The organism is Streptomyces olivochromogenes (assembly GCF_021538895.1).
In the GTDB taxonomy this organism is placed as follows: Bacteria; Actinomycetota; Actinomycetes; order Streptomycetales; family Streptomycetaceae; genus Streptomyces; species Streptomyces olivochromogenes_A.
Map to the genome: position 1 here is coordinate 58,582 of NZ_JADDRL010000024.1, position 23,897 is coordinate 82,478.

The following is a 23,897-nucleotide window of genomic DNA, read 5'->3' on the forward strand; positions in this document are numbered from 1 at the left end:
GAGTGCACGAGTCCTGGGGGCACATGCACTCGTGGGTATGCCGGAGGCAACTCGGCATCCCGTTCGAAGGGTGAGAAGTACCGGACGGGCGGCCGTATTTACCGGCATTCTGATAGGGCTTGGCGCAGTCGGCGACAAGTGGTCTCAGGGATGGGGGCGTTCCAGTGGGCGGCAACGGCGGTAGCGGGATGAACGCTGACAAGCGCCCCAATGAGCTGCTCGGCTCGTGGTTCGTGCGCAGCGGCTGGTCCAAGGGCGAGCTGGCCCGGCAAGTGAACCGCCGGGCACGCCAGTTGGGCGCCAACCACATCTCCACGGACACCTCGCGGGTGCGCCGCTGGCTCGACGGGGAGAACCCGCGCGAGCCGATCCCCCGGATCCTGTCCGAGCTGTTCTCCGAGCGGTTCGGCTGCGTGGTCTCGGTCGAGGACCTCGGTCTGCGGGCCGCCCGCCAGTCACCCTCCGTGTCCGGCGTCGACCTGCCCTGGACGGGCCCGCAGACGGTGGCTCTGCTCAGCGAGTTCTCGCGCAGCGACCTCATGCTGGCGCGGCGCGGCTTCCTCGGGACCTCGCTGGCCCTGTCCGCGGGCCCGTCCCTCATCGAGCCGATGCAGCGCTGGCTCGTCCCCTCGCCGGGCGGCCCGATCGCGCCGCCCGAACCCGAGCCGTACGAGTCGCGCCGCCCCGGCCGCCTCTCCAAGCCCGAGCTGGACCTGCTGGAGTCCACCACGGTGATGTTCCGTCAGTGGGACGCCCAGTGCGGCGGCGGGCTGCGCCGCAAGGCGGTCGTCGGCCAGCTGCACGAGGTCACCGACCTGCTCCAGGAGCCCCAGCCGGAAGCCACCACCAGGAAGTTGTTCAAGGTCGCCGCCGAACTCGCCGAACTGGCCGGCTGGATGAGCTACGACATCGGGCTCCAGCCCACCGCGCAGAAGTACTTCGTCCTCGCCCTGCACGCCGCCAAGGAGGCCGGCGACAAGCCGCTCGGATCGTACGTCCTGTCCAGCATGAGCCGCCAGATGATCCACCTGGGCCGGCCCGAGGACGCCCTGGAGCTGATCCACCTCGCGCAGTACGGCAGCCGGGACTGCGCGAGCCCGCGCACCCAGGCGATGCTGTATGCGATGGAGGCCCGCGCCTACGCCAACATGGGCCAGCCCGGCAAGTGCAAGCGGGCGGTCCGGATGGCCGAGGACACCTTCTCCGAGGCCGACGAGTGGGACGAGCCGGACCCCGACTGGATCCGCTTCTTCTCCGAGGCCGAGCTGTACGGCGAGAACTCCCACTCGTTCCGCGACCTCGCCTATGTCGCCGGCCGCAGCCCCACCTACGCCTCCCTGGCCGAGCCCCTGATGCAGCGGGCCGTGGAGCTGTTCGCCAAGGACTCCGAGCACCAGCGGTCGTACGCACTGAACCTGATCGGCATGGCCACGGTGCACCTGCTGCGCCGCGAACCCGAGCAGAGCACGGTGCTGGCCGCGCAGGCCATGCGGGTCGCCAAGAAGGTCCGCTCCGAGCGGGTGAACACCCGTATCCGAAAGACCGTCGACTCGGCCGTGCGCGACTTCGGCGACCTGACCGAGGTGGTCGACCTCACCGACCAGCTCGCCGTGGACCTTCCCGAGACCGCCGAGGCGGTCTGACCACCGCCCGACCCCCGAGCCCCGGCCGCGGCCGGCCCTCCCGAACTGCCCGACTCGGCTCCCCCCATGCCAGGTCATCGGAAGGCCGACCGCGGCCGGTTTCTTTCCTCCGCAAAAGGTTGCGCCACGATAACGATGCCCGGGACGGACATCCCGCAATTCATCGAGGCGTAACACGCAGGGCGCCTTCGTCACTCCGGCGAAACAACGAGGGGCTTCGACCGAAACCGCGCTGCGCCAATCTCATGGCGCATAACCGGCCCACCCCTCACTTGACCGGACCGCTCTCAGGCTTCGCCCGCACGGGGCCGTACCAATTGACGAGGAGACGCCGATGGCACCAGCCATCACGCTTGCCGCGGAGGCACCCAAGCTGTCCTCCGCGAACACAGGCTTCATGCTCATCTGTTCCGCCCTGGTGATGCTCATGACCCCGGGCCTGGCCTTCTTCTACGGAGGCATGGTCCGCGTCAAGAGCACCCTGAACATGCTGATGATGAGCTTCATCAGCCTCGGGATCGTCACCATCCTGTGGGTTCTGTACGGCTTCTCGCTCGCCTTCGGAACGGACTCCGGCAGCGTCATCGGCTGGAATTCCGACTGGCTCGGCCTCAGCAACATCGGCCTGACGGATCTGTGGGACGGCTACACCATCCCGATCTTCGTCTTCATGGTCTTCCAGCTGATGTTCGCGATCATCACGCCCGCGCTGATAAGCGGCGCCCTCGCGGACCGGGTGAAGTTCTCGGCCTGGGCGCTGTTCATCACCCTGTGGGCCACCCTCGTCTACTTCCCCGTGGCCCACTGGGTCTGGGGCGCGGGCGGCTGGGCCTTCGAGCTGGGTGTGATCGACTTCGCCGGTGGTACGGCGGTCCACATCAACGCGGGTGCCGCGGCGCTCGGCGTGATCCTCGTCATCGGCAAGCGCGTCGGCTTCAAGAAGGACCCGATGCGTCCGCACAGCCTCCCGCTGGTCATGCTCGGCGCCGGTCTGCTGTGGTTCGGCTGGTTCGGCTTCAACGCCGGCTCCTGGCTCGGCAACGACGACGGCGTCGGCGCGCTGATGTTCGTCAACACGCAGGTCGCCACCGCCGCCGCCATGCTCGCCTGGCTCGCCTACGAGAAGATCCGGCACGGCGCGTTCACCACGCTGGGCGCCGCCTCCGGTGCCGTCGCCGGTCTGGTCGCCATCACCCCGTCCGGTGGCTGTGTCACCCCGCTCGGCGCGATCGCCGTCGGCGCCATCGCCGGTGTCCTGTGCGCCATGGCCGTCGGCCTGAAGTACAAGTTCGGCTACGACGACTCCCTGGACGTCGTCGGCGTCCACCTGGTCGGCGGTGTCATCGGCTCCCTGCTGATCGGCTTCTTCGCCAGCGGCAAGGGCCAGTCGGCCGCGACGGGCGTCTTCTACGGCAACCACTCCTTCGACCAGCTGTGGAAGCAGTGCGCGGGCGTCTTCGCGGTCCTCGGTTACTCGCTGGTCGTCTCGGCGATCCTCGCCTTCCTTCTCGACAAGACCATCGGTATGCGGGTCACCGAGGACGAGGAGGTCTCCGGTATCGACCAGGCCGAGCACGCCGAGACCGCGTACGACTTCAGCGGAGCGGGTGGCGGTGTCCTCGGGACCGTCGCCGCGCCCGCCCTGGCCGCCACGCACAGCAAGAAGGTGGACGCATGAAGCTCATCACCGCCGTCGTGAAGCCCCACCGGCTCGACGAGATCAAGGAGGCCCTTCAGGCCTTCGGCGTCCACGGACTGACGGTCACCGAGGCCAGCGGCTACGGTCGTCAGAGGGGACACACCGAGGTCTACCGCGGTGCCGAGTACACGGTCGACCTGGTCCCCAAGATCCGTATCGAGGTGCTGGCCGAGGACGACGACGCCGAGCAGCTGATCGAGGTCGTCGTCAAGGCGGCCCGTACGGGCAAGATCGGTGACGGCAAGGTCTGGTCCCTGCCGGTCGAGACGGCCGTCCGGGTCCGGACCGGCGAGCGCGGCCCGGACGCGCTCTGAGCCGACCCGCTCGGAGCGGATCCGCCACCACGGACGGCGGGCCCGCTCACCACGGAAGAAGGACAGGAGTCGCTGGGTGACGAGTACGGATGTTCCGAAGGACGCGGAGGACTCGGGACCCAGCGGCTACGCGGCGGCCCGGCTGCGCCTCCTCACCGAGGGGGCGCAGTCCGGGCCGCCGCGCCGTGCGGCCCTCGCCGAGCTGACGGACGACTGGCTGACGCGGCTGTTCACCGCGGCCGCCGAGGGGCTCAAGGGCGTCTCGCTGGTGGCCGTCGGCGGCTACGGACGCGGCGAGCTGTCCCCGCGCAGCGACCTCGACCTCCTCCTGCTGCACGACGGCGGCGACAGCAAGGCGGTCGCCGCCCTCGCCGACCGCCTCTGGTACCCCGTCTGGGACCTCGGCCTGGCCCTCGACCACTCCGTGCGGACGCCGTCGGAGGCCCGCCGGACGGCCGCCGAGGACCTCAAGGTCCAGCTCGGCCTGCTCGACGCCCGGCACCTCGCCGGCGACCTCGGCCTCACGGCCGGACTGCGCACGGCGGTGCTCGCCGACTGGCGCAACCAGGCGCCCAAGCGCCTGCCCGAACTCCAGGAGCTGTGCGCCGAGCGCGCCGAGCGCCAGGGCGAGCTGCAGTACCTGCTGGAACCGGACCTCAAGGAGGCCCGGGGCGGCCTGCGCGACGCCACCGCCCTGCGCGCCGTCGCCGCCTCCTGGCTGGCCGACGCCCCGCGCGAGGGCCTCGCCGACGCCCGGCGGAGCCTGCTCGACGTACGCGACGCGCTGCATCTGACCACCGGGCGCGCCACCGACCGGCTGGCCCTGCAGGAACAGGACCAGGTCGCCGCCGAGCTCGGCCTCCTCGACGCCGACACCCTGCTGCGGCAGGTGTACGAGGCGGCGCGGGTCATCTCGTACGCCAGTGACGTCACCTGGCGTGAGGTGGGGCGCGTGCTGCGCTCGCGTGCCGTGCGGCCCCGGCTGCGCGCCATGCTCGGGGGCTCCAAGCCGGTCACCGAGCGCTCGCCACTGGCCGAGGGCGTGGTGGAGCAGGACGGCGAGGCGGTCCTCGCCCGCGCCGCACGCCCCGAACGCGACCCCGTGCTCCCGCTGCGCGCCGCGGCCGCCGCCGCACAGGCCGGCCTCCCGCTCTCCCTGCACGCCGTGCGGCGCATGGCGGCCACCGCCCGCCCCCTGCCCACGCCCTGGCCCGCCGAGGCCCGCGAGCAGCTCGTCACCCTGCTCGGCTCCGGCCGTCCCACCGTCGAGGTCTGGGAGGCACTGGAGGCGGAAGGACTGATCACACGCCTGCTGCCGGACTGGGAGCGGGTCCGCTGCCGCCCCCAGCGCAACGCCGTCCACATCTGGACCGTCGACCGGCACCTCATCGAAACGGCCGTCCGCGCCTCCGAGCTCACCCGTCGCGTCAGCCGCCCCGACCTCCTCCTCGTCTCGGCGCTGCTGCACGACATCGGCAAGGGCTGGCCCGGTGACCACTCCGTGGCCGGCGAGATCATCGCCAAGGACGTGGCGGCGCGGATCGGCTTCGACCGCGCGGACGTGGGCGTCCTGGCGACGCTCGTACGCCACCACCTCCTCCTCATCGAGACGGCCACCCGGCGCGACCTGGACGATCCGGCCACCGTCCGCTCGGTCGCCCAGGCGGTCGGCACACAGGGCACCCTGGAACTGCTGCACGCGCTCACGGAGGCGGACGCGATGGCCACGGGGCCCGCCGCCTGGTCGTCCTGGCGCGGCTCCCTCGTCGCCGACCTGGTGAAACGGGTCTCGGCCGTGCTCGCGGGGGACGCCCCCGAGGAGCCCGAGCCCGCCGCGCCCACCGCCGAGCAGGAGCGGCTCGCCATCGAGGCGTTCCGCACGCGCGGGCCGGTCCTCGCGCTGCGCGCCCAGGCCGAGCCGCCGGCCGAGGAGGAGCCGTCCGCGGAGCCCGAGCCCCTCGGCGTGGAGCTCCTCATCGCCGTACCGGACCAGCCCGGTGTGCTGCCCGCGGTCGCCGGTGTGCTGGCCGTGCACCGCCTGACCGTGCGCACCGCGGAACTGCGTACCCTGAGCCTGCCGGACGACGTCGACGACGGCTCCGTGCTGCTGCTCGACTGGCGCGTGGCGGCGGAGTACGGCTCCCTGCCCCAGGCGGCCCGGCTGCGCGCCGACCTGGTCCGCGCCCTCGACGGCTCCCTGGACGTCGCGGGCCGCCTCGCCGAACGCGACGCCGCCTACCCCCGCCGCCGTGGCTGGATCGCGCCGCCCGCCCGCGTCACGGTGGCCTCCGCGGCCTCCCGGCACGCGACGGTGATCGAGGTCCGCGCCCAGGACGCCCCGGGTCTGCTGTTCCGGATCGGGCAGGCGCTGGAGGACGCGCGGGTGCGGGTGCGGAGCGCCCATGTCTCGACCCTCGGCGCCAACGCCGTGGACGCCTTCTACGTGACCGGTACCGACGGCTCGCCGCTGCCCGGCGACGAGGCGGCGACGGTGGCGCGGAAGCTGGAGGAGGCCCTGCGGGGGTGACAGCGCCCCCGGAAGTGGCCTTCCGGGGATGACAGTGACCCGCTTCAGCCGGGCCGGGATACCCTGGAGGGCGATTCCTTAAGCCGACCCCGACCCCGAGGACCGACGCCGCCGTGTTCGATACTCTCTCCGATCGCCTCTCAGCGACTTTCAAGAGCCTGCGCGGCAAGGGGCGGTTGTCCGAGGCGGACATCGACGCCACGGCCCGCGAGATTCGCATCGCGCTCCTCGAAGCGGACGTGGCCCTGCCGGTCGTGCGGACGTTCATCAAGAACGTCAAGGAGCGCGCCCTGGGCGCCGAGGTCTCCAAGGCGCTGAACCCCGCCCAGCAGGTGCTCAAGATCGTCAATGACGAGCTGGTCACCATCCTCGGCGGCGAGACCCGGCGGCTGCGCTTCGCCAAGCAGCCCCCCACCGTGATCATGCTGGCGGGTCTGCAGGGTGCCGGTAAGACCACCCTCGCGGGCAAGCTCGGCTGGTGGCTGAAGGAGCAGGGCCACTCGCCGCTGCTCGTCGCCGCCGACCTCCAGCGCCCGAACGCCGTCAACCAGCTGAGCGTCGTCGCCGAGCGCGCCGGCGTCGCGGTCTTCGCCCCCGAGCCGGGCAACGGCGTCGGCGACCCGGTCAAGGTCGCCAAGGACTCCATCGAGCACGCGAGGACCAAGGTCCACGACATCGTGATCGTGGACACCGCCGGCCGCCTGGGCATCGACCAGGAGATGATGCAGCAGGCCGCGGACATCCGGGACGCGGTCTCGCCGGACGAGATCCTCTTCGTCGTCGACGCGATGATCGGTCAGGACGCGGTCAACACCGCCGAGGCCTTCCGCGACGGCGTCGGCTTCGACGGCGTGGTGCTCTCCAAGCTCGACGGTGACGCCCGCGGTGGTGCCGCCCTGTCGATCCGCCAGGTCACCGGCAAGCCGATCATGTTCGCGTCGAACGGCGAGAAGCTGGAGGACTTCGACGCGTTCCACCCGGACCGGATGGCCTCCCGCATCCTCGACCTGGGTGACCTGCTCACCCTGATCGAGCAGGCGGAGAAGACGTTCAGCCAGGAAGAGGCCGCCAAGATGGCCTCCAAGCTGGCGTCCAAGAAGGGCCAGGACTTCACCCTGGACGACTTCCTGTCCCAGATGGAGCAGGTCAGGAAGATGGGCAGCATCAGCAAGCTGCTCGGCATGCTCCCGGGCATGGGCCAGATCAAGGACCAGATCAACAACCTGGACGAGCGCGAAGTCGACCGCGTGGGCGCGATCATCAAGTCGATGACCCCGGGCGAGCGCCAGGACCCGACGATCATCAACGGTTCGCGCCGCGCCCGTATCGCCAAGGGTTCCGGCGTCGAGGTCAGTGCGGTCAAGGGCCTGGTCGAGCGGTTCTTCGAGGCCCGCAAGATGATGTCCCGCATGGCCCAGGGCGGCGGCATGCCCGGCATGCCGGGGATCCCGGGCATGGGCGGCGGCCCCGGCCGCGCCAAGAAGCAGCCGAAGAAGGCCAAGGGCAAGCAGCGCTCCGGCAACCCGATGAAGCGCAAGCAGCAGGAGCTGGAGGAGGCCCAGCGCCGCGAGGCGGCCGCCCAGGGCGGCGCCTTCGGGCTGCCGCAGCAGGGCGCTGAGGAGTTCGAGCTGCCGGACGAGTTCAAGAAGTTCATGGGCTGACATGCGTACGGCACTGAGGGCGCCCTTCTTCCGGGAGGGGCGCCCTCAGCGCGTGCCGAGGTCCGCCATGTGCCGTAACGTCCAGATATGAGCAATGCCGTGCCACCCCGCAAGGCACCTGACCAGCCGTGGCGCTCCGAGGGCACCCCGGACGAGTCGCCCCGGCGGCCCGGGGGCAGACGGCTGCGCGGCAAGTGGTGGGGCCTGGTCTTCGCCGCGCTCGTGGTGTTCGTGCTCGCCTACGTGGGGCTCAACTACCTCGGCCAGGGCAACGAGCCGACGATCTCGTACACGGAGTTCAGCCGGCAGGTCGACGCCGGCAACGTCGCCAAGATCTACTCCAAGGGCGACGCGATCCAGGGCCAGCTCAAGACCGCCCGGAGCAATCCCGAGGGCGGCGGCGAGTACACCAAGTTCCATACGCAGCGCCCGGCCTTCGCGTCCGACAACCTGTGGAAGAGCCTGACCGGCCACGGCGTCCAGGTGACCGCACAGCCGGTCGTGCAGGAGCGCAGCCTGCTGTCCAACCTGCTGCTCTCGCTGGTGCCGATCGTGCTGCTGGTCGGCGTGTGGGTCTTCTTCGCCCGGCGGATCGGCGCCGGACTGGGCGGTGCGGGCGGCATGTTCGGCCGCAAGGAGCCGCCCAAGCCGGTCGAGCTGCGGCCCGGCACTGAGCGCACGACGTTCGCGGACGTGGCCGGCATCGACGAGGTCAAGGGCGAACTGGACGACGTCGTCGACTTCCTGGAGCACCCCGACGCCTATCGCAAGATGGGCGCGAAGATGCCGAGAGGCGTGCTGCTCGCGGGTCCGCCGGGCACCGGCAAGACCCTGCTGGCCCGGGCCGTCGCGGGCGAGGCGGGTGTGCCGTTCTTCTCCGCCTCCGCCTCCGAGTTCATCGAGATGATCGTCGGTGTCGGCGCGTCCCGGGTACGCGAACTGTTCGCCGAGGCCCGCAAGGTGGCTCCGTCGATCATCTTCATCGACGAGATCGACACGATCGGCCGGCAGCGCGGCGGCGGCCCCTCGGTGAGCGGGCACGACGAGCGCGAGCAGACGCTGAACCAGATCCTCACGGAGATGGACGGCTTCTCCGGCTCGGAGGGCGTGATCGTCATCGCGGCGACCAACCGCGCCGACATCCTCGACCCCGCGCTGACCCGGCCCGGCCGCTTCGACCGCGTGGTCAACGTCGCCCCACCGGACCGCGGCGGCCGCGAGGCGATCCTGCGGATCCACACCCGCGAGATCCCGCTCTCCGGTGACGTCGACCTGGCCCACCTGGCCCGTACGACCCCCGGCATGACAGGTGCGGATCTGGCCAATCTCGCCAACGAGGCCGCGCTGCTCGCCGTCAAGCGCAAGCAGGACGAGGTGACCCGCTCGGACCTGTCCGAGGCCCTGGAGAAGGTGCAACTGGGCGCCGAACGCACCCTCGTCATGCCCGAGGAGGACCGCCGCCGCACCGCGTACCACGAGAGCGGGCATGCCCTGCTCGGCATGCTGGAGCCCGGCGCCGACCCCGTCCGTAAGGTCACCATCGTGCCGCGCGGCCGGGCGCTCGGCGTGACGATGTCGACCCCCGAGGTCGAGCGGTACGCGCACTCCGAGGGGTACCTGCGCGGCCGCATCATCGGCGCGCTGGGCGGCATGGCGGCGGAGCAGGTGGTCTACGGAGTCGTCACCACCGGCGCGGAGAACGACCTCGAACAGGTCACCAACATCGCGCGCGGGATGGTGGCCCGCTGGGGCATGAGCGAACGCGTCGGCCGACTCTCCGCCCTGCCCAGCGACGCCCAGCAGGCGTACGGCCTCGCCGCCGCCCCGCAGACGCTCGACGTGATCGACTCGGAGATGCGCCGGATCGTCGACGAGTGCTACGAGGAGGCCTGCGACAAGCTCCGCGAGCACCGGGGCAAGCTGGACGCCCTGGCCGAGGCGCTGCTGGAGAACGAGACGCTGGAGGAGGCGGACGCGTACCGGATCGCGGGCATCACCCGCCTCACGAAGAACGCGGACGCCTAGGGCGTCCGGGCGATCAGGTAGCGGAACACGTTCGGCATCCACACCGTCCCGTCCCGCCGCTGGTGCGGGTGCAGGGCCTCGGTCAGTTCCTTGTCCACCTGCTCCTGGTCCGTGGCCGCGATCGCCGCGTCGAACAGTCCCGTCGACAACAGGCCGCGTACGGCGCTGGCGAGGTCGGCGTACCCGAACGGGCAGGCCACCCGCCCCGAGCCGTCCGGCCGCAGCCCGGCCCGCTGGGCGACCTCCTCCAGGTCGTCGCGCAGGGCGGTGCGCCAGCCGTGCGCCGCGCGCTCCGGATCCGCGAGCCGGGACGCCACCCGCAGCACGGCCGAGGTCGCGCAGCGCTCCGGCGGCCCCCAGCCGGCCAGCACCACCGGCGTGCCGCGCTCGGCGAGCGGGGTGGCGGCGGCCAGCTGCGCACCGAGCCCCTCGGAGTCGCCGGCCAGGCACCCGATGGGCTCGAAGGCGGTCACCAGGGTGTACGCGGGCGTCTCAGCGCCGGCCGCGTCCCGGGGTGGACCCTCGACGATCCGGGTGCCCGCACGCGCGCGTGTCCGCCAGGCGTTGGGCAGCAGCCGCTCCCGCGCGAGGGCCAACCGCTCGGGATGGTCGGACTCGACGCCGGTGACCGCGACCCCTCTGGAGGCCGCCATCAGCAGGGCGAGCCCGGAACCGCAGCCGAGGCCCAGCAACCGTGTGCCGGGGCCGACGTCAAGTCGCTCGTAGACGGCCTCATAGAGCGGGACAAGCATCCGCTCCTGGATCTCCGACCAGTCACGCGCGCGTGAGTCCAGGCTCACGCGGGGTGCGGATCCCGCATGAGACAGGTGGTCCCGCACGAGCGTAGGTGTCATAGGTAAGCGCCCCAATCCGCCAAGAGTTGGTGGTGTGCCCGGTTCAGTGGCCCCCGTGCCGTGCGCTCGCACTCCCCACGTATGCCAGGTAACTCCCGGCTCGCGACGGCGTCCAGGGGTCGTAGGTCCCTGGATCGGGGTTGCCGGTGCCTGTGGCGAGAATTCACATCCCCGCAATACGAGCCCGTACCATCACGCCATGGCGAAGGCACCCATTCTCACGCCCCGTGCGGACGACTTCCCGCGCTGGTACCAGGATCTGACCGCCAAGGCCGAGTTGGCCGACAACGGACCGGTGCGCGGCACCATGGTGATCCGACCGTACGGGTACGGGCTGTGGGAGCGGATGCAGGCCGAGATGGACGCCAGGATCAAGGAGACGGGGACGCAGAACGCCTACTTCCCGCTGCTGATCCCGCAGTCGTACCTCACCAAGGAGGCCGACCACGTCGAGGGGTTCGCGCCCGAACTGGCGGTGGTCACGCACGGCGGCGGCAAGGAGCTGGAGGAGCCCGCGGTCGTCCGCCCGACCTCCGAGACCATCATCAACGACTACTTCTCCAAGTGGGTGCAGAGCTACCGCGACCTGCCCCTGCTCATCAACCAGTGGGCGAACGTGGTGCGGTGGGAGCTGCGTCCCCGACTCTTCCTGCGCACCTCCGAGTTCCTGTGGCAGGAGGGGCACACCGCGCACGCCACGTACGAGGAGGCGCGCGAATTCGCCGCGCTCGTCCAGCGCGAGGTCTACGGCGACTTCCTGGAGAACGTCCTCGCGATGGACTTCGTCTCCGGCCGCAAGACGGTCAAGGAGCGCTTCGCGGGGGCCGTCAACACCCTCACGCTCGAAAGCATGATGGGCGACGGCAAGGCCCTGCAGATGGTCACCAGCCATGAACTGGGCCAGAACTTCGCGAAGGCGTTCAACACCCGCTATCTGTCGAAGGACAGCACGCAGGAGTACGTCTGGCAGACCTCCTGGGGCTCGACCACCCGCATGATCGGCGCCCTGGTGATGACGCACGGGGACGACGACGGCCTGCGCGTGCCGCCGCGTCTGGCGCAGATCCAGGCCGTCGTCCTCGCCATCAAGGACGACGAGGCGGTTCTGGCCAAGGTCCGCGAGATCGGCGACCGGCTGAAGGCGGCCGGGATCCGTGTCCGGGTCGACGACCGCACCGACACGCCGTTCGGGCGGCGCTCGGTCGACTGGGAGCTCAAGGGCATCCCGGTGCGCATCGAGATCGGCCCGCGCGACCTGGAGAACGGCACGGCGATGCTGGCCCGCCGCATCCCTGGGGGTACCTCCCAGGCGTTCAGCTCTGGGGGAGGCAAGGAGCCGGTGGCCCTCGACGCGCTCGCGGACCTCCTCCCGGCGATCCTGGAAGAGGACCAGGCGCTGCTGCTGCGGCAGTCCCGCGAGCGTCGCGAGTCCCGTACGACGGACGTGGCGACGATCGGGGAGGCCGTCGAGGCCGTCACCGCCGGCGGCTGGGCGCGCATCCCGTGGGCCGTCCTCGGCGAGCGGGGCGAGGCCGAGCTGGCCGAGCACGCGGTGACCGTACGGTGTCTGGTCGCCGCGGACGGGTCCGTTCCGGACGACGGGGACGCCCCGGGTAACGTCGCGGTCGTCGCGCGCGCTTACTGAAGTAGCGTCCGCGTCACGAGAGCGACCGAAACACCTCTTGCGCACTCGCCGACCACAGCTGTCCCGGCGCGCGGATCAACGCTACGCGCCGGGCCAGAGGGGTGACCCGAAGGGTCTCCGTTGAGGGTGGTGGCGGGAGACGGGAGGGCGTACGTCACTCTACGCACCGGCTTGGTATGAGCTGTGAGGCTTCTCCGCAGATCAGCGCACCCGCCCTCGTCAGGACGCATCAGCGGCAACTGACGGGTAAGTGCAAATTATTTGGGATGCCCCGGAATAGGAACACGGGGGCACTCACGCTCGTTGTCATTACGTGAGCACGACACAGACACCACCTGTTCTCGCCGCAGAGCTGGCACAGGCGTGGGCCGACATTCAGCGGTACCACCCCGAGCTGCCGGACCTTGCCGCGCCAGAATCCCTGATCGGGGAGTCGTCGTCCGCGTGCGGTCACGAACTCTCCTTCGAACGACTGCTCCATGAGGCAGTCCACGGCATCGCCGCCGCCCGGGGGATCCGTGACACCTCCCGGGCCGGCCGCTACCACAACCGCAGATTCCTCGCGATCGCCGAGGAACTGGGCCTGGACCACCCCGACGAGCCGCACCCCAGCAGCGGCTTCTCGCTGGTCACGCTCAACCCCGAGGCGAAACGGCGCTACCGGCCGACCATGGAACGGCTGCAGCGCGCCCTGAAGGCCCATGTGGTGGCCACGTCCGCCGACACCACCCGCTCCTTCCGCGGCCCGGCCGCCCGACACGGCTCCTCCGGCGGCGGCGTCCGCGTCAAGGCGGTCTGCGACTGCGGCCGCAACGTCCGGGTGGTCCCGTCGGTCCTGGCCCAGGCCCCGATCGTGTGCGGCGGCTGCGGCAAGCCGTTCCGCATCCCGGAGATCGTGGGGGCCGCAGCGAGCTGAGACCGCGACTGCTCGTGGCAGCCGCGGTCCACTGGCCCGCAACGTGCCGGTGCCGGGCAACGCACCCGACGTGACCTCACCTCCACGCCGGGTGCCTCACCGGCATGCCCGGACGCACTCGGCGGACCCTCGGCCGAGAGCCACCCGCCGGGTATGGCACAATGGCTAGCTGTACTCGACAGCCGCACAGGACCCCTCTCTCCTCCGGCTGACGCGTCCATCGGGCACTCGGGTACCGCATCCCCACGCGGCATTCTCGCCGTGCCCAACCACGTCAAATCCAGGAGAATCCACTCCCGTGGCAGTCAAGATCAAGCTGAAGCGTCTGGGCAAGATCCGTTCGCCTCACTACCGCATCGTCGTCGCCGACTCCCGCACCCGCCGTGACGGCCGTGCGATCGAGGAGATCGGCAAGTACCACCCGACCTACAACCCGTCGGTCATCGAGGTGGACGCCGAGCGCGTGGCGTACTGGCTGGGTGTCGGCGCGCAGCCGACCGAGCCCGTCCTCGCCATCCTGAAGAAGACCGGCGACTGGCAGAAGTTCAAGGGCGAGCCCGCCCCGGCGCCGCTGCTCGTCGCCGCTCCGAAGGCCGCGCGTCCGTCGTTCGAGGCCCTCGCGGGTGAAGACGAGGGCAAGGGTGAGGCGATCACCCAGAAGAAGAAGGCTGAGAAGAAGGACGAGGCCGCGGCTGAGTCCGAGTCGACCGAGGCCTGAGCAGCATGCTCGAAGAGGCGCTTGAGCACCTCGTGAAGGGCATCGTCGACAACCCGGACGATGTGCAGGTCGCCTCGCGCAACCTGCGCCGCGGGCGCGTGCTGGAGGTTCGGGTTCACCCCGAGGACCTCGGCAAGGTGATCGGCCGCAACGGCCGCACCGCGCGTGCCCTGCGCACCGTCGTGGGCGCCATCGGCGGCCGCGGCGTCCGCGTCGACCTCGTCGACGTGGACCACGTCCGCTGACGTTTCGCAGCACCGGCTCGGGCCGGGGAGGGCCACTGGGCCGTCCCCGGCCCGCAGTCGTATGACAGGAGATCAAGCACAGTGCAGCTCGTAGTCGCACGGATCGGCCGCGCCCACGGCATCAAGGGCGAGGTCACCGTGGAGGTACGTACCGACGAGCCCGAGCTCAGGCTCGCACCCGGCGCCGTACTGGCCACCGATCCCGCATCCGCGGGCCCGCTCACCATCGAGACCGGCCGCGTCCACAGCGGCCGCCTCCTCCTGCGCTTCGAGGGCTTCGGCGACCGCAGCGCCGCCGAGACCCTGCGCAACACCCTCCTGATCGCCGAGATCGATCCGGAGGTGCTGCCGGAGGATGAGGACGAGTACTACGACCATCAGCTCATCGACCTCGACGTGGTCACCGAGGACGGCACGGAGGTGGGCCGGATCACGGAGATCTCGCACCTGCCCTCCCAGGACCTGTTCATCGTGGAGCGGCCCGACGGCAGCGAGGTGATGATCCCCTTCGTGGAGGAGATCGTCACCGAGATCGACCTGGAGGAGCAGAAGGCGGTCATCACGCCTCCGCCCGGCCTGATCGACGAGCGGGCCGAGATCGCGTCCTCGCGGGACGAGGCCTGATGCGCCTCGACGTCGTCACGATCTTCCCCGAGTACCTGGAACCGCTGAACGTCTCCCTGGTCGGCAAGGCACGCGCGCGTGGACAGCTGGACGTGCACGTGCACGACCTGCGCAGGTGGACGTACGACCGGCACAACACCGTCGACGACACGCCGTACGGCGGCGGCCCCGGCATGGTCATGAAGACCGACCCCTGGGGCGACGCCCTGGACTCCGTCCTGGCCGACGGCTACGAGACGGGCTCCCACGCGCCCGCGCTGATCGTCCCGACCCCCAGCGGCCGCCCCTTCACCCAGGAGCTGGCCGTGGAGCTCTCCGAGCGCCCCTGGCTGATCTTCACGCCGGCCCGCTACGAGGGCATCGACCGGCGCGTCATGGACGAGTACGCCACCCGGATGCCGGTGTACGAGGTGTCCATCGGCGACTACGTCCTGGCCGGCGGCGAGGCGGCCGTCCTGGTGATCACGGAGGCCGTGGCCAGGCTGCTGCCCGGCGTCCTCGGCAACGCCGAGTCCCACCGGGACGACTCCTTCGCGCCCGGCGCGATGGCGAGCCTCCTGGAGGGCCCCGTCTACACCAAGCCGCCCGTCTGGCGCGGCCGTGACATCCCGGACGTGCTGCTCAGCGGCCACCACGGGAAGATCGCCCGCTGGCGCCGGGACGAGGCCCTGCGGCGTACGACCGCCCACCGGCCCGACCTCATCGAGCGCTGCGACCCCAAGGCCTTCGACAAGAAGGACCGCGAGATGCTCTCCATCCTGGGCTGGGCCCCCGACCCGGACGGCGAGCCGTACGGTCGATTTTGGCGCAGGCCACAGGGCGTGGAAGAATAGACCGCTGCTGTGCGTCCGTCCGGCGTGCGCCCCTGCCACAGGGGGACACGACGTCCGCCCCGACCCGCACGGCAGTCCTCATGGAAACCTAGTTGCCGTTGATGACCTGTGGCATCAGCGAAGAAAGCAGACGAAATGTCTCACCTGCTCGACTCCGTCGACTCCGCGTCGCTGCGCAGCGACATCCCGGCCTTCCGTCCGGGTGACACCGTCAACGTCCACGTCCGCGTCATCGAGGGCAACCGCTCCCGTGTGCAGCAGTTCAAGGGCGTTGTGATCCGCCGCCAGGGCTCCGGTGTCCGTGAGACCTTCACGGTCCGCAAGGTCTCGTTCTCCGTCGGCGTCGAGCGCACCTTCCCGGTGCACACCCCGATCGTCGAGAAGATCGAGCTCGTCACCCGTGGTGACGTGCGTCGCGCCAAGCTGTACTACCTGCGCGACCTGCGCGGCAAGGCCGCGAAGATCAAGGAGAAGCGCGAGAACTGAGCGGTCCTCGGAGTTCGAAGCGGGGCCGGATAGCATCTGGCCCCGATGGACACCGAAGCACAGCCGACGGAGCGCGACCGCTCCTCCCACCCCGCCACGCGAGGTCCGGAGGGACGGTCGCGTTTCGCGTTGGTGCCGCGGCTCGCCGATCTGGTGCCGGGCGGACGGATCACCCTCACCGTCTTCGTCTGCCTGGCGTTCCTGCTGCTCCTCAACACCTTCGTGATGCAGCCGTTCCAGATTCCCAGCGGATCCATGGAGCAGGGATTGAGGATCGGGGACCGCGTTCTCGTAAATAAGTTGGCGTACCGTTTCGGTGCCGAGCCGCGGCGCGGCGATGTCGTCGTGTTCGACGGCACCGGGTATTTCGGGGACGCCGACTACATCAAGCGCGTTGTGGGTGTAGGGGGAGACCACGTGGTGTGCTGCGACAAGAAGGCGAGGATCGAAGTGAACGGCCGGCCGGTCGACGAGACGGCGTTCCTGCATCCCGGGGACCGCGCGTCCACTGTGCCCTTCGACGTCGTCGTGCCCGAAGGCAGGCTCTTCCTCCTCGGCGACCACCGCAGCGACTCCAGCGACTCCCGCGACCACCTGGGCTCGCCCGGCGGCGGCATGGTCCCCGTCGGCGACGTGATCGGCCGGGCCGACTGGATCGTCTGGCCCTACGGCCACTGGACGCGCATCCGGCGTCCCGCCGCCTACGCGCACGTGCCCGCAGCCGTCGTGGAGGGTGCGCATGGGTAACCGTGGCAAGCCGCGCGGGGTGGTCGGCAACGCCGCCGACAACCTGCTGCCCACCGGGGTCCGGCGCGCCTCCTCCTCGTCCGGCGGCCGTACCCGCGCGGAGCGCCGCAAGCTCCAGCGCAAGGTCAAGCGCAAGCGCAGGCACTCGGCCGTCCGGGAGATCCCCCTCCTGGTCGGTGTGGCCGTCCTGATAGCGCTCGTCCTGAAGACCTTCCTCGTCCAGGCGTTCGTCATCCCGTCGGGCTCCATGGAGCAGACGATCCGGATCGGCGACCGCGTCCTGGTCGACAAGCTCACCCCGTGGTTCGGCTCCAAGCCGCAGCGCGGGGACGTCGTCGTGTTCCACGACCCGGGCGGCTGGCTCAACGACGAACAGACGGCCAAGAAGAACGATCCCGTCGTCGTCAAGCAGTTCAAGGAAGGCCTCACCTTCATCGGCCTGCTGCCCTCCGACAACGAGAAGGACCTCATCAAGCGGGTCATCGGCGTCGGCGGTGACCACGTCAAGTGCTGTGACGCGCAGGGCCGGGTCACCGTCAACGGCGTGCCGCTCACGGAAGGGGACTATCTCTATCCCGGGAACGCCCCCTCCCTGAGCCCCTTCGACGTCACGGTGCCCCAGGGGCGCCTGTGGGTGATGGGCGACCACCGGGGTGACTCCGCGGACTCCCGTTTCCACCAGAACACGTCCTACAAGGGCACCGTCTCCGTGGATTCGGTGGTCGGCCGGGCCAGATGGATCGGCTGGCCCCTCGGGCACTGGACGAGCCTTGAGGAACCTAAAACCTTCGCAAGCGTTGCCGACTCCGTGTCGGGGACGACTGCGGCCCCTCCGCCGTCGCATAGGGTTGCCCCTGACGATCCGAAGGCAATGACCGAACTCCCGACCCCTGCGGAACTCCCGCTCGTTATGGGAGTGGTGGGCCTGCACCGACTATGGGGCAGGCGGCGGCACAGAGTAAGGAGTTGGCGTGGGGGATGTGGCGGTTGGCGCTCGATCCGGGCACGACGGCGAGGAGCATCGCGGGCACCCCGCGGAAGACAAGGTCCCAGCGGCGGACGGCGCCATGACCTCCGGGAACGCCTCCGGAGCTGATGGGGACGCCATGGAGTCCGGTGGCCCGTCCCGGACGAACGGGAACGGCGACGGCGAGGGCCCCGGCGGCTCGGCGTCCAAGCCGAACAAGCCGCGCTCCTTCTGGAAGGAGCTGCCGATCCTGATCGTCATCGCCCTGGTGCTGGCGCTGCTGATCAAGACCTTCCTGGTGCAGGCGTTCTCGATCCCGTCCGACTCGATGCAGAACACCCTGCAGCGGGGTGACCGTGTCCTGGTCGACAAGCTGACCCCGTGGTTCGGCTCCGAGCCCGAGCGCGGCGAGGTCGTCGTCTTCCATGACCCCGGCAACTGGCTCAGGGGCGAGCCGACGCCCGAGCCCAATGCCGTGCAGAAGGCGCTCAGTTGGATCGGTCTGATGCCCTCGGCGGAGGAGAAGGACCTGATCAAGCGCGTGATCGGGGTGGGGGGCGACACGGTCGAGTGCAAGGGGACCGGCCCGCTGAAGGTCAACGGCAAGGCGCTGAACGAGCCGTATGTGTACCCCGGCAACACGCCGTGCACCGACGACACCACCGGTGGTCAGTTCAAGGTCAAGGTGCCCAAGGGCTTCATCTGGGTGATGGGCGACCACCGGCAGAACTCGCGCGACTCGCGGTACAACCAGGACCAGAAGTACCACGGCATGGTGCCGGTCGACGACGTCGTCGGCCGCGCGATCGTGAAGGCCTGGCCGATCAACCGCTGGGGCACGCTGCCGGTGCCGGACACCTTCGACCAGCAGGGTCTGAACAAGTAGGCGTCCGCCGCCGCAGGACTGCCACACGCCGAGGCCGCCGTGCCCTCCCCGTGATCCAAGATCTCGGGGAGGTCACGGCGGTTTTTTTCGTCGCGCGATATGGTTCCCGGCGCGGACCGTGGAATGGGAGTGGACGTGGCAGCTGCTGGACACGACAACGGGAAGTCGAACACCAATCTGGGCGGCATACTGTCCGGTCTGGCCGTGGCGCTGGGCCTGGTGCTGTTCCTCGGGGGGTTCGGATGGGCGGCGGTGGTCTACCGGCCGTACACCGTGCCCACCAGTTCGATGGCACCGACGATCGACATCGGCGACCGCGTCCTGGCCCAGCGCGTCGACGGCGGCGAGGTGCGCCGCGGTGACGTCGTCGTCTTCCGTGACAAGTCCTGGGTCACCAACGCGAACGTGGTCAAGCGCGTCGTCGCGGTCGGCGGTGACACGGTCTCCTGCTGCACCGAGGGCAAGCTGACCGTCAACGGCAAGCAGATCGAGGAACCGTATCTGCCCAAGGGCAGCCTGGCCGAGATCAAGAACTTCCCGACGGTCAAGGTGCCCCAGGGCCGGCTCTTCCTCCTCGGTGACGAGCGCCAGGGCTCCCTGGACTCCACCGCCCACCTCACCGACGCGGCCAGTGGCACCGTCGCGCGCGGTGCCGTGAGCGCCCGCGTGGACGCCGTCGTCTGGCCGATGAACGGCATGCTGAAGCGGCCCACCGGCTTCGAGGCCCTCGGTTCCCTCTCCCAGCCCGGCCCGCTGCGCATCATCGTCCTGATGGTCGTCGGCGGCGCCGTGCTCGTCCTCGGCGGCGGCGCGTACGGCCCGATCGCCAAGCGGATGGGCCGCTCCCGCGCCCGTTCGCGGACGGAGCCCGTCAGTGCAGGCTGAGGCCACGGACGCGGGCGGTACGGCCGCCACGGGCCCCGCCCCGGGCGAGCCCGAGGGCGGCCCGCGCAAGGTCGCCCGGGTGGTGCTGCTCGACCCCGAGGACCGCATCCTGCTCCTCAACGGCCACGAACCGGACGACCCGGCCGACGACTGGTGGTTCACGCCCGGCGGCGGTGTGGAGGGTGAGGAGACCCGGGAGGAGGCGGCGCTGCGGGAACTCGTCGAGGAGACCGGCATCACCGAGGTCGAACTCGGTCCGGTGCTGTGGCGGCGCAGGTGCTCCTTCCCGTTCGCCGGCCGCCGCTGGGACCAGGACGAGTGGTACTACCTGGCCCGGACGGCCGATACGCCCAGTGTGGTGCCCGCGGCCGCGGGCCTGACGGAACTGGAGCGACGCAGTGTCGCGGGTGCGCGATGGTGGACGTGTCAGGAACTGACGCGGGCGCATGAGACGGTGTATCCGACCAGACTCGCCGAGCTGCTGCGCAGGCTGCTCGACGAAGGTCCCCCGGCCAAGCCCGTCACCCTTGACACGGAAATCGTCTAGGGGCGCGCGAGACTGGCGCACAATGGTGGGATCGCACGGCTGAAGGGGAACATGCCATGAGCGCCGAGGACCTCGAAAAGTACGAGACCGAGATGGAGCTCAAGCTCTACCGGGAGTACCGCGATGTCGTCGGTCTGTTCAAATACGTGATCGAGACCGAGCGGCGCTTCTACCTCACCAACGACTACGAGATGCAGGTGCATTCGGTCCAGGGCGAGGTGTTCTTCGAGGTCTCGATGGCTGACGCCTGGGTCTGGGACATGTACCGGCCGGCTCGCTTCGTGAAGCAGGTGCGTGTCCTGACGTTCAAGGACGTGAACATCGAGGAGCTGAACAAGAGCGACCTGGAGCTCCCGGGCGGGTGACGGACCCGACGGACCCTCGGGTGGATGACGGAGTTGTCCACAACCGCTGAGTAACCCACCAAGATCCACTTCTCTTGGCGGGGCGCGGGACGGTTGGCGCCGGAGGTGGTGCCGACATGAACGCACGCAGTGCACTCGGCAGGTACGGCGAGGAGCTGGCCGCACGCCGGCTGACCGGGGCCGGCATGACGGTCCTGGAGCGCAACTGGCGCTGCGGCCGGTCCGGGGAGATCGACATCGTGGCCCGGGACGGCGACGCGCTGGTCGTCTGCGAGGTGAAGACCCGACGCGACGGTGGCTACGAGCATCCGATGGCCGCGGTGACCCCGGAGAAGGCGGCCCGGCTGCGCGACCTGGCCGAACGCTGGATCCAGGCCCATGGAGGCGCCCCGCCCGGCGGCGTCCGCATCGACCTGATCGGCATCCTGCTCCCCGATCGCGGCGCACCCGTCGTCGAGCACGCGCGGGGGGTGGCCTGACATGGGATTCGCCCGTACGTGCTCGGTGGCGCTGGTCGGCGTCGAAGGCGTGGTGGTCGAGGTCCAGGCGGACCTGGAGCCCGGGGTCGCGGCGTTCACGTTGGTCGGGTTGCCGGACAAGAGTCTGACCGAGAGCCGTGACCGAGTGCGGGCGGCCGTCGTGAACTCGGGCGGCGAATGGCCGCAGAAGAAGCTCACGGTCGGTCTCAGCCCCGCGTCGGTGCCCAAGGCGGGCTCCGGCTTCGATCTGGCCATCGCCTGCGCGGTGCTCGGCGCGGCCGAGCGGATCGATCCGCGCGTGCTCACCGACATCGTGATGATCGGCGAGCTGGGCCTGGACGGCCGGGTGCGTCCGGTCCGGGGCATCCTGCCCGCGGTGCTCGCCGCGGTCGACGCCGGATACGAGCAGGTGGTGGTGCCGGAATGCGCCGCTGCCGAGGCCTCGCTGGTGCCGGGGGTGTCGGTGCTCGGCATCCGCAGCCTGCGCCAGCTCATCGCCGTCCTGACGGACGAGCCGGTGCCCGAGGAGGATCCGGACGCACAGGGCCGCCCGGACCCGCTCCTGGCCGGCCTGCGGGTGCCCGGCACCGGAGCCGCCACCGGCATGCACAGCCTGGGCGCAGCGCAGCACGACCAGGAACACGACCTCGCCGACGTCGTCGGCCAGCTCTCGGCACGGACGGCCGTGGAGGTGGCCGCGGCCGGCGGGCATCACCTCTTCCTGGAAGGCCCGCCCGGCGCGGGCAAGACCATGCTCGCGGAGCGCCTGCCCGCCGTGCTGCCCCGGCTCAGCCGCGAGGACTCGCTGGAGGTCACGGCGGTGCACTCGGTGGCCGGGCTGCTGCCCCCGGGCAAGCCCCTCATCGACGTCGCGCCGTACTGCGCCCCGCACCACTCGGCGACGATGCAGTCGCTCGTCGGCGGCGGCCCCGGCGTCGCCCGCCCCGGTGCCGTGTCGCTCGCCCACCGGGGGGTGCTGTTCCTCGACGAGGCGCCGGAGTTCCACAGCCAGACCCTCGACGCCCTGCGGCAGCCCCTGGAGTCGGGGCACGTCGTGATCGCCCGCAGTGCGGGAGTGGTGCGGTTCCCGGCGCGGTTCCTGATGATGCTCGCGGCCAACCCGTGCCCCTGCGGTCGCTTCTCGCAGTTGGACACGCTGTGCGAGTGCCCTCCGTCGACGATCCGCCGCTATCAGGCACGGCTGTCCGGACCCCTGCTCGACCGCGTCGACCTGCGCGTCGAGGTCGACCCCGTCACCCGGGCCCAGCTCACCGAGCCCGGCGCCCGGGGCGAGTCCACGGCGACGGTCGCCGACCGGGTCCGGGCGGCGCGGGCGCGGGCGGCCGCGCGCCTGGCCGGAACCCCGTGGCGGACCAACAGCGAAGTGCCCGGCAGGGAACTGCGCAGCCGCTGGCAGGCGGCGATCGGCGCCATGGACGAGGCCGAACGCAACCTCGAACGCGGCGTGCTCACCGCCCGGGGACTCGACCGCGTCCTGCGGGTCGCCTGGACGGTGGCCGATCTCCTCGGTCACGATCGGCCCGACGCCACGGACGTCGCCCTGGCCCTGCAGTTGCGCACCGGCGTTCCACGCGGCGTGCCCATGGCCATCGGGGCCCTGACGTGAACGGAGGCGACGATCCGGACACCGACCTGCTCTCCCGCGTCTTCCTCACCCGTGTCATCGAACCCGGTGACGAGACCGGCGGGCGCTGGGTGCGGGAGTGGGGCGTGGCGCAGGTGGCGCGGCGGCTGCGGGACGGTGGGGAGCCGCTGCCCGGGGTGAGCGGGACGCGGTGGGCCGGGCTGGTGGCCCGGGCCCGGCGGGCCGAGCCCGGGCGGGATCTGGAGGTTGCGCGGGCCGCGGGAGTGCGCTTCGTGGGCCCCGGAGACACCGAGTGGCCCGGTCAACTCGACGACCTCGGCGACACCCGCCCCCTGGGACTGTGGGTGCGCGGCCGGCCCAGCCTGCGGATGTGGGCGATTGGCTCGGTCGCCCTCGTGGGCGCCAGAGCTTGTACGGAGTACGGCGCCCACATGGCGTCCACGCTGGCCGCGGGGCTCGCCGAGCGCGGCTGGGTCGTGGTGTCCGGCGGCGCCTACGGCGTCGACGGCGCCGCCCACCGGGGCGCCCTCGGCGCGGGCGGGGCCACCGTCGCGGTCCTGGCCTGCGGGGTCGACCGGCCCTACCCGCGCGGCCACACCGAACTGATCACCAGGATCGCGGAACAGGGCCTGGTGGTGGGGGAGTTGCCACCCGGCGATCACCCGACCCCGAGCCGCTTCATCCTGCGCAACCGGGTGATCGCGGCGCTCACCAGGGGCACCGTGGTCGTGGAGGCCGCCTACCGCAGCGGCTCGCTGGTCACGGCGCGGGCGGCCCAGCGCCTGGGCCGGTTCACCATGGGCGTCCCGGGACCCGCCACCAGCGGACTCTCCGCGGGCGTGCACGAGCTGCTGCGCGGCGAGGCGGTGCTGGTCACCGACGCCGCGGAGGTCGTCGAACTGGTCGGCGACATGGGCGAGCTCGCTCCGGCCAGGCGCGGCCCCGTACTGCCCCGTGACCTGCTGAGACCCGCCGCCCGTCGGGTCCTGGACGCCCTGCCGGCGGGCCGGCCCGTGGCGCCCGGGGAGATCGCCCGTGGCGCGCAGACCACGCGGGACGAGGCGCTCGCGAAGCTGTACGAACTCCGATCACTTGGATACGTCGAACGACACGGCGATGGCTGGAAGTTGACACGCCAGGCGATGATCTCGGTCCCGGACGGTCGCAGTCGATGTTGACCGAGCGTGTTCGGCCGTCCGGGGGAATCCCCGATTGCCCTTGGGAT

23 protein-coding genes are annotated in these 23,897 nt (G+C 70.8%); 22 read left to right on the forward strand and 1 reads right to left on the reverse strand.

All coding sequences use genetic code 11. The features are described from left to right. Positions 1-164 precede the first annotated feature (164 nt). From nsdA to ftsH, 6 genes are all read left to right on the forward strand, one after another. Complete coding sequence (gene nsdA / locus IPZ69_RS14915) at positions 165-1,643, forward strand: transcriptional repressor NsdA (RefSeq protein WP_235454601.1); 1,479 nt, start codon at positions 165-167, stop codon at positions 1,641-1,643. 334 nt (positions 1,644-1,977) lie between these two features. Beyond that, a complete protein-coding gene (locus IPZ69_RS14920; protein WP_235454602.1) occupies positions 1,978-3,321 on the forward strand; it encodes an ammonium transporter in 1,344 nt (447 codons plus the stop codon). Next, a complete protein-coding gene (locus tag IPZ69_RS14925) occupies positions 3,318-3,656 on the forward strand; it encodes a P-II family nitrogen regulator (protein WP_039656487.1) in 339 nt (112 codons plus the stop codon). Before IPZ69_RS14920 ends, IPZ69_RS14925 begins: the two co-directional genes overlap by 4 nt. 76 nt (positions 3,657-3,732) lie before the next feature. Further along, on the forward strand, positions 3,733-6,183 hold the full coding sequence (locus IPZ69_RS14930) for a [protein-PII] uridylyltransferase (RefSeq protein ID WP_235454603.1): 2,451 nt from the start codon (positions 3,733-3,735) through the stop codon (positions 6,181-6,183). Between the two features lie 113 nt (positions 6,184-6,296). After that, a complete protein-coding gene (gene ffh / locus IPZ69_RS14935) occupies positions 6,297-7,844 on the forward strand; it encodes a signal recognition particle protein (protein ID WP_235454604.1) in 1,548 nt (515 codons plus the stop codon). A gap of 87 nt (positions 7,845-7,931) precedes the next feature. Beyond that, positions 7,932-9,869: an ATP-dependent zinc metalloprotease FtsH gene (gene ftsH / locus IPZ69_RS14940; protein ID WP_235454605.1), complete on the forward strand. Its 1,938-nt coding sequence runs from the start codon at positions 7,932-7,934 to the stop codon at positions 9,867-9,869. On the opposite strand, the gene IPZ69_RS14945 is transcribed toward ftsH, so the two are convergent. Continuing rightward, positions 9,866-10,723, reverse strand: a complete 858-nt coding sequence (locus tag IPZ69_RS14945) for an SAM-dependent methyltransferase (protein WP_235454606.1) — start codon at positions 10,721-10,723, stop codon at positions 9,866-9,868. The two genes, ftsH and IPZ69_RS14945, sit on opposite strands and share 4 nt — an antisense overlap. A gap of 199 nt (positions 10,724-10,922) precedes the next feature. Here IPZ69_RS14945 and proS point away from each other — a divergent pair, with 199 nt between their 5' ends. The 16 genes from proS to dprA all read left to right on the forward strand — a co-directional run bounded on the left by proS (position 10,923) and on the right by dprA (position 23,850). Then, a complete protein-coding gene (gene proS / locus IPZ69_RS14950; RefSeq protein WP_235454607.1) occupies positions 10,923-12,368 on the forward strand; it encodes a proline--tRNA ligase in 1,446 nt (481 codons plus the stop codon). A gap of 313 nt (positions 12,369-12,681) precedes the next feature. Then, on the forward strand, positions 12,682-13,284 hold the full coding sequence (locus IPZ69_RS14955; protein WP_235454608.1) for a hypothetical protein: 603 nt from the start codon (positions 12,682-12,684) through the stop codon (positions 13,282-13,284). Positions 13,285-13,582: 298 nt separating this feature from the next. Then, a complete protein-coding gene (gene rpsP, locus IPZ69_RS14960; protein WP_235454609.1) occupies positions 13,583-14,002 on the forward strand; it encodes a 30S ribosomal protein S16 in 420 nt (139 codons plus the stop codon). A 5-nt stretch (positions 14,003-14,007) separates the two neighbouring features. Continuing rightward, a complete protein-coding gene (locus tag IPZ69_RS14965) occupies positions 14,008-14,247 on the forward strand; it encodes an RNA-binding protein (RefSeq protein ID WP_009190870.1) in 240 nt (79 codons plus the stop codon). A gap of 81 nt (positions 14,248-14,328) precedes the next feature. Further along, on the forward strand, positions 14,329-14,871 hold the full coding sequence (gene rimM / locus IPZ69_RS14970) for a ribosome maturation factor RimM (RefSeq protein WP_235454610.1): 543 nt from the start codon (positions 14,329-14,331) through the stop codon (positions 14,869-14,871). Continuing rightward, on the forward strand, positions 14,871-15,704 hold the full coding sequence (gene trmD / locus IPZ69_RS14975) for a tRNA (guanosine(37)-N1)-methyltransferase TrmD (protein ID WP_235454611.1): 834 nt from the start codon (positions 14,871-14,873) through the stop codon (positions 15,702-15,704). Before rimM ends, trmD begins: the two co-directional genes overlap by 1 nt. A gap of 135 nt (positions 15,705-15,839) precedes the next feature. Continuing rightward, the gene (gene rplS, locus IPZ69_RS14980; RefSeq protein ID WP_030346458.1) at positions 15,840-16,190 is read left to right on the forward strand and encodes a 50S ribosomal protein L19; all 351 of its coding nucleotides are present in this window, start codon (positions 15,840-15,842) and stop codon (positions 16,188-16,190) included. Positions 16,191-16,235: 45 nt separating this feature from the next. Continuing rightward, positions 16,236-16,937, forward strand: a complete 702-nt coding sequence (gene lepB, locus IPZ69_RS14985; RefSeq protein WP_235454612.1) for a signal peptidase I — start codon at positions 16,236-16,238, stop codon at positions 16,935-16,937. After that, positions 16,930-18,033: a signal peptidase I gene (gene lepB / locus IPZ69_RS14990; protein ID WP_235454613.1), complete on the forward strand. Its 1,104-nt coding sequence runs from the start codon at positions 16,930-16,932 to the stop codon at positions 18,031-18,033. Before lepB (IPZ69_RS14985) ends, lepB (IPZ69_RS14990) begins: the two co-directional genes overlap by 8 nt. Positions 18,034-18,043: 10 nt before the next feature. After that, positions 18,044-18,790 carry a signal peptidase I gene (gene lepB, locus IPZ69_RS14995; RefSeq protein WP_374293273.1) on the forward strand — a complete coding sequence of 249 codons (747 nt, stop codon included), beginning with the start codon at positions 18,044-18,046 and terminating at the stop codon, positions 18,788-18,790. 123 nt (positions 18,791-18,913) lie between these two features. Continuing rightward, entirely contained in the window at positions 18,914-19,675 is a 762-nt protein-coding gene (gene lepB / locus IPZ69_RS15000) for a signal peptidase I (protein ID WP_374293274.1), read from the forward strand. Beyond that, a complete protein-coding gene (locus IPZ69_RS15005) occupies positions 19,665-20,222 on the forward strand; it encodes an NUDIX hydrolase (RefSeq protein WP_308407466.1) in 558 nt (185 codons plus the stop codon). The genes lepB (IPZ69_RS15000) and IPZ69_RS15005 overlap by 11 nt, the downstream gene beginning before the upstream one ends. A gap of 56 nt (positions 20,223-20,278) precedes the next feature. Beyond that, complete coding sequence (locus tag IPZ69_RS15010; RefSeq protein WP_003965949.1) at positions 20,279-20,587, forward strand: DUF2469 domain-containing protein; 309 nt, start codon at positions 20,279-20,281, stop codon at positions 20,585-20,587. Positions 20,588-20,703: 116 nt separating this feature from the next. After that, entirely contained in the window at positions 20,704-21,066 is a 363-nt protein-coding gene (locus tag IPZ69_RS15015) for a YraN family protein (RefSeq protein WP_235454615.1), read from the forward strand. 1 nt (position 21,067) lies between these two features. Further along, a complete protein-coding gene (locus IPZ69_RS15020; protein WP_235454616.1) occupies positions 21,068-22,693 on the forward strand; it encodes a YifB family Mg chelatase-like AAA ATPase in 1,626 nt (541 codons plus the stop codon). Continuing rightward, positions 22,690-23,850, forward strand: coding sequence for a DNA-processing protein DprA (dprA, locus tag IPZ69_RS15025; protein WP_235454617.1), 1,161 nt, complete (start codon positions 22,690-22,692; stop codon positions 23,848-23,850). Before IPZ69_RS15020 ends, dprA begins: the two co-directional genes overlap by 4 nt. Positions 23,851-23,897: the final 47 nt, after the last annotated feature.

Bases quoted from the DNA above. Each gene is read 5' to 3' on its own strand.
- IPZ69_RS14920 (WP_235454602.1), top strand. From the start codon at position 1,978: ATGGCACCAGCCATCACGCTTGCCGCGGAGGCACCCAAGCTGTCCTCC.
- IPZ69_RS14925 (WP_039656487.1), top strand. From the start codon at position 3,318: ATGAAGCTCATCACCGCCGTCGTGAAGCCCCACCGGCTCGACGAGATC.
- ftsH (WP_235454605.1), top strand. From the start codon at position 7,932: ATGAGCAATGCCGTGCCACCCCGCAAGGCACCTGACCAGCCGTGGCGC.
- IPZ69_RS14945 (WP_235454606.1), bottom strand. From the start codon at position 10,723: ATGACACCTACGCTCGTGCGGGACCACCTGTCTCATGCGGGATCCGCA.
- proS (WP_235454607.1), top strand. From the start codon at position 10,923: ATGGCGAAGGCACCCATTCTCACGCCCCGTGCGGACGACTTCCCGCGC.
- IPZ69_RS14965 (WP_009190870.1), top strand. From the start codon at position 14,008: ATGCTCGAAGAGGCGCTTGAGCACCTCGTGAAGGGCATCGTCGACAAC.
- trmD (WP_235454611.1), top strand. From the start codon at position 14,871: ATGCGCCTCGACGTCGTCACGATCTTCCCCGAGTACCTGGAACCGCTG.
- rplS (WP_030346458.1), top strand. From the start codon at position 15,840: ATGTCTCACCTGCTCGACTCCGTCGACTCCGCGTCGCTGCGCAGCGAC.
- lepB (WP_235454612.1), top strand. From the start codon at position 16,236: ATGGACACCGAAGCACAGCCGACGGAGCGCGACCGCTCCTCCCACCCC.
- lepB (WP_235454613.1), top strand. From the start codon at position 16,930: ATGGGTAACCGTGGCAAGCCGCGCGGGGTGGTCGGCAACGCCGCCGAC.
- lepB (WP_374293273.1), top strand. From the start codon at position 18,044: ATGGAGTCCGGTGGCCCGTCCCGGACGAACGGGAACGGCGACGGCGAG.
- lepB (WP_374293274.1), top strand. From the start codon at position 18,914: ATGGGAGTGGACGTGGCAGCTGCTGGACACGACAACGGGAAGTCGAAC.
- IPZ69_RS15010 (WP_003965949.1), top strand. From the start codon at position 20,279: ATGAGCGCCGAGGACCTCGAAAAGTACGAGACCGAGATGGAGCTCAAG.
- IPZ69_RS15015 (WP_235454615.1), top strand. From the start codon at position 20,704: ATGAACGCACGCAGTGCACTCGGCAGGTACGGCGAGGAGCTGGCCGCA.
- IPZ69_RS15020 (WP_235454616.1), top strand. From the start codon at position 21,068: ATGGGATTCGCCCGTACGTGCTCGGTGGCGCTGGTCGGCGTCGAAGGC.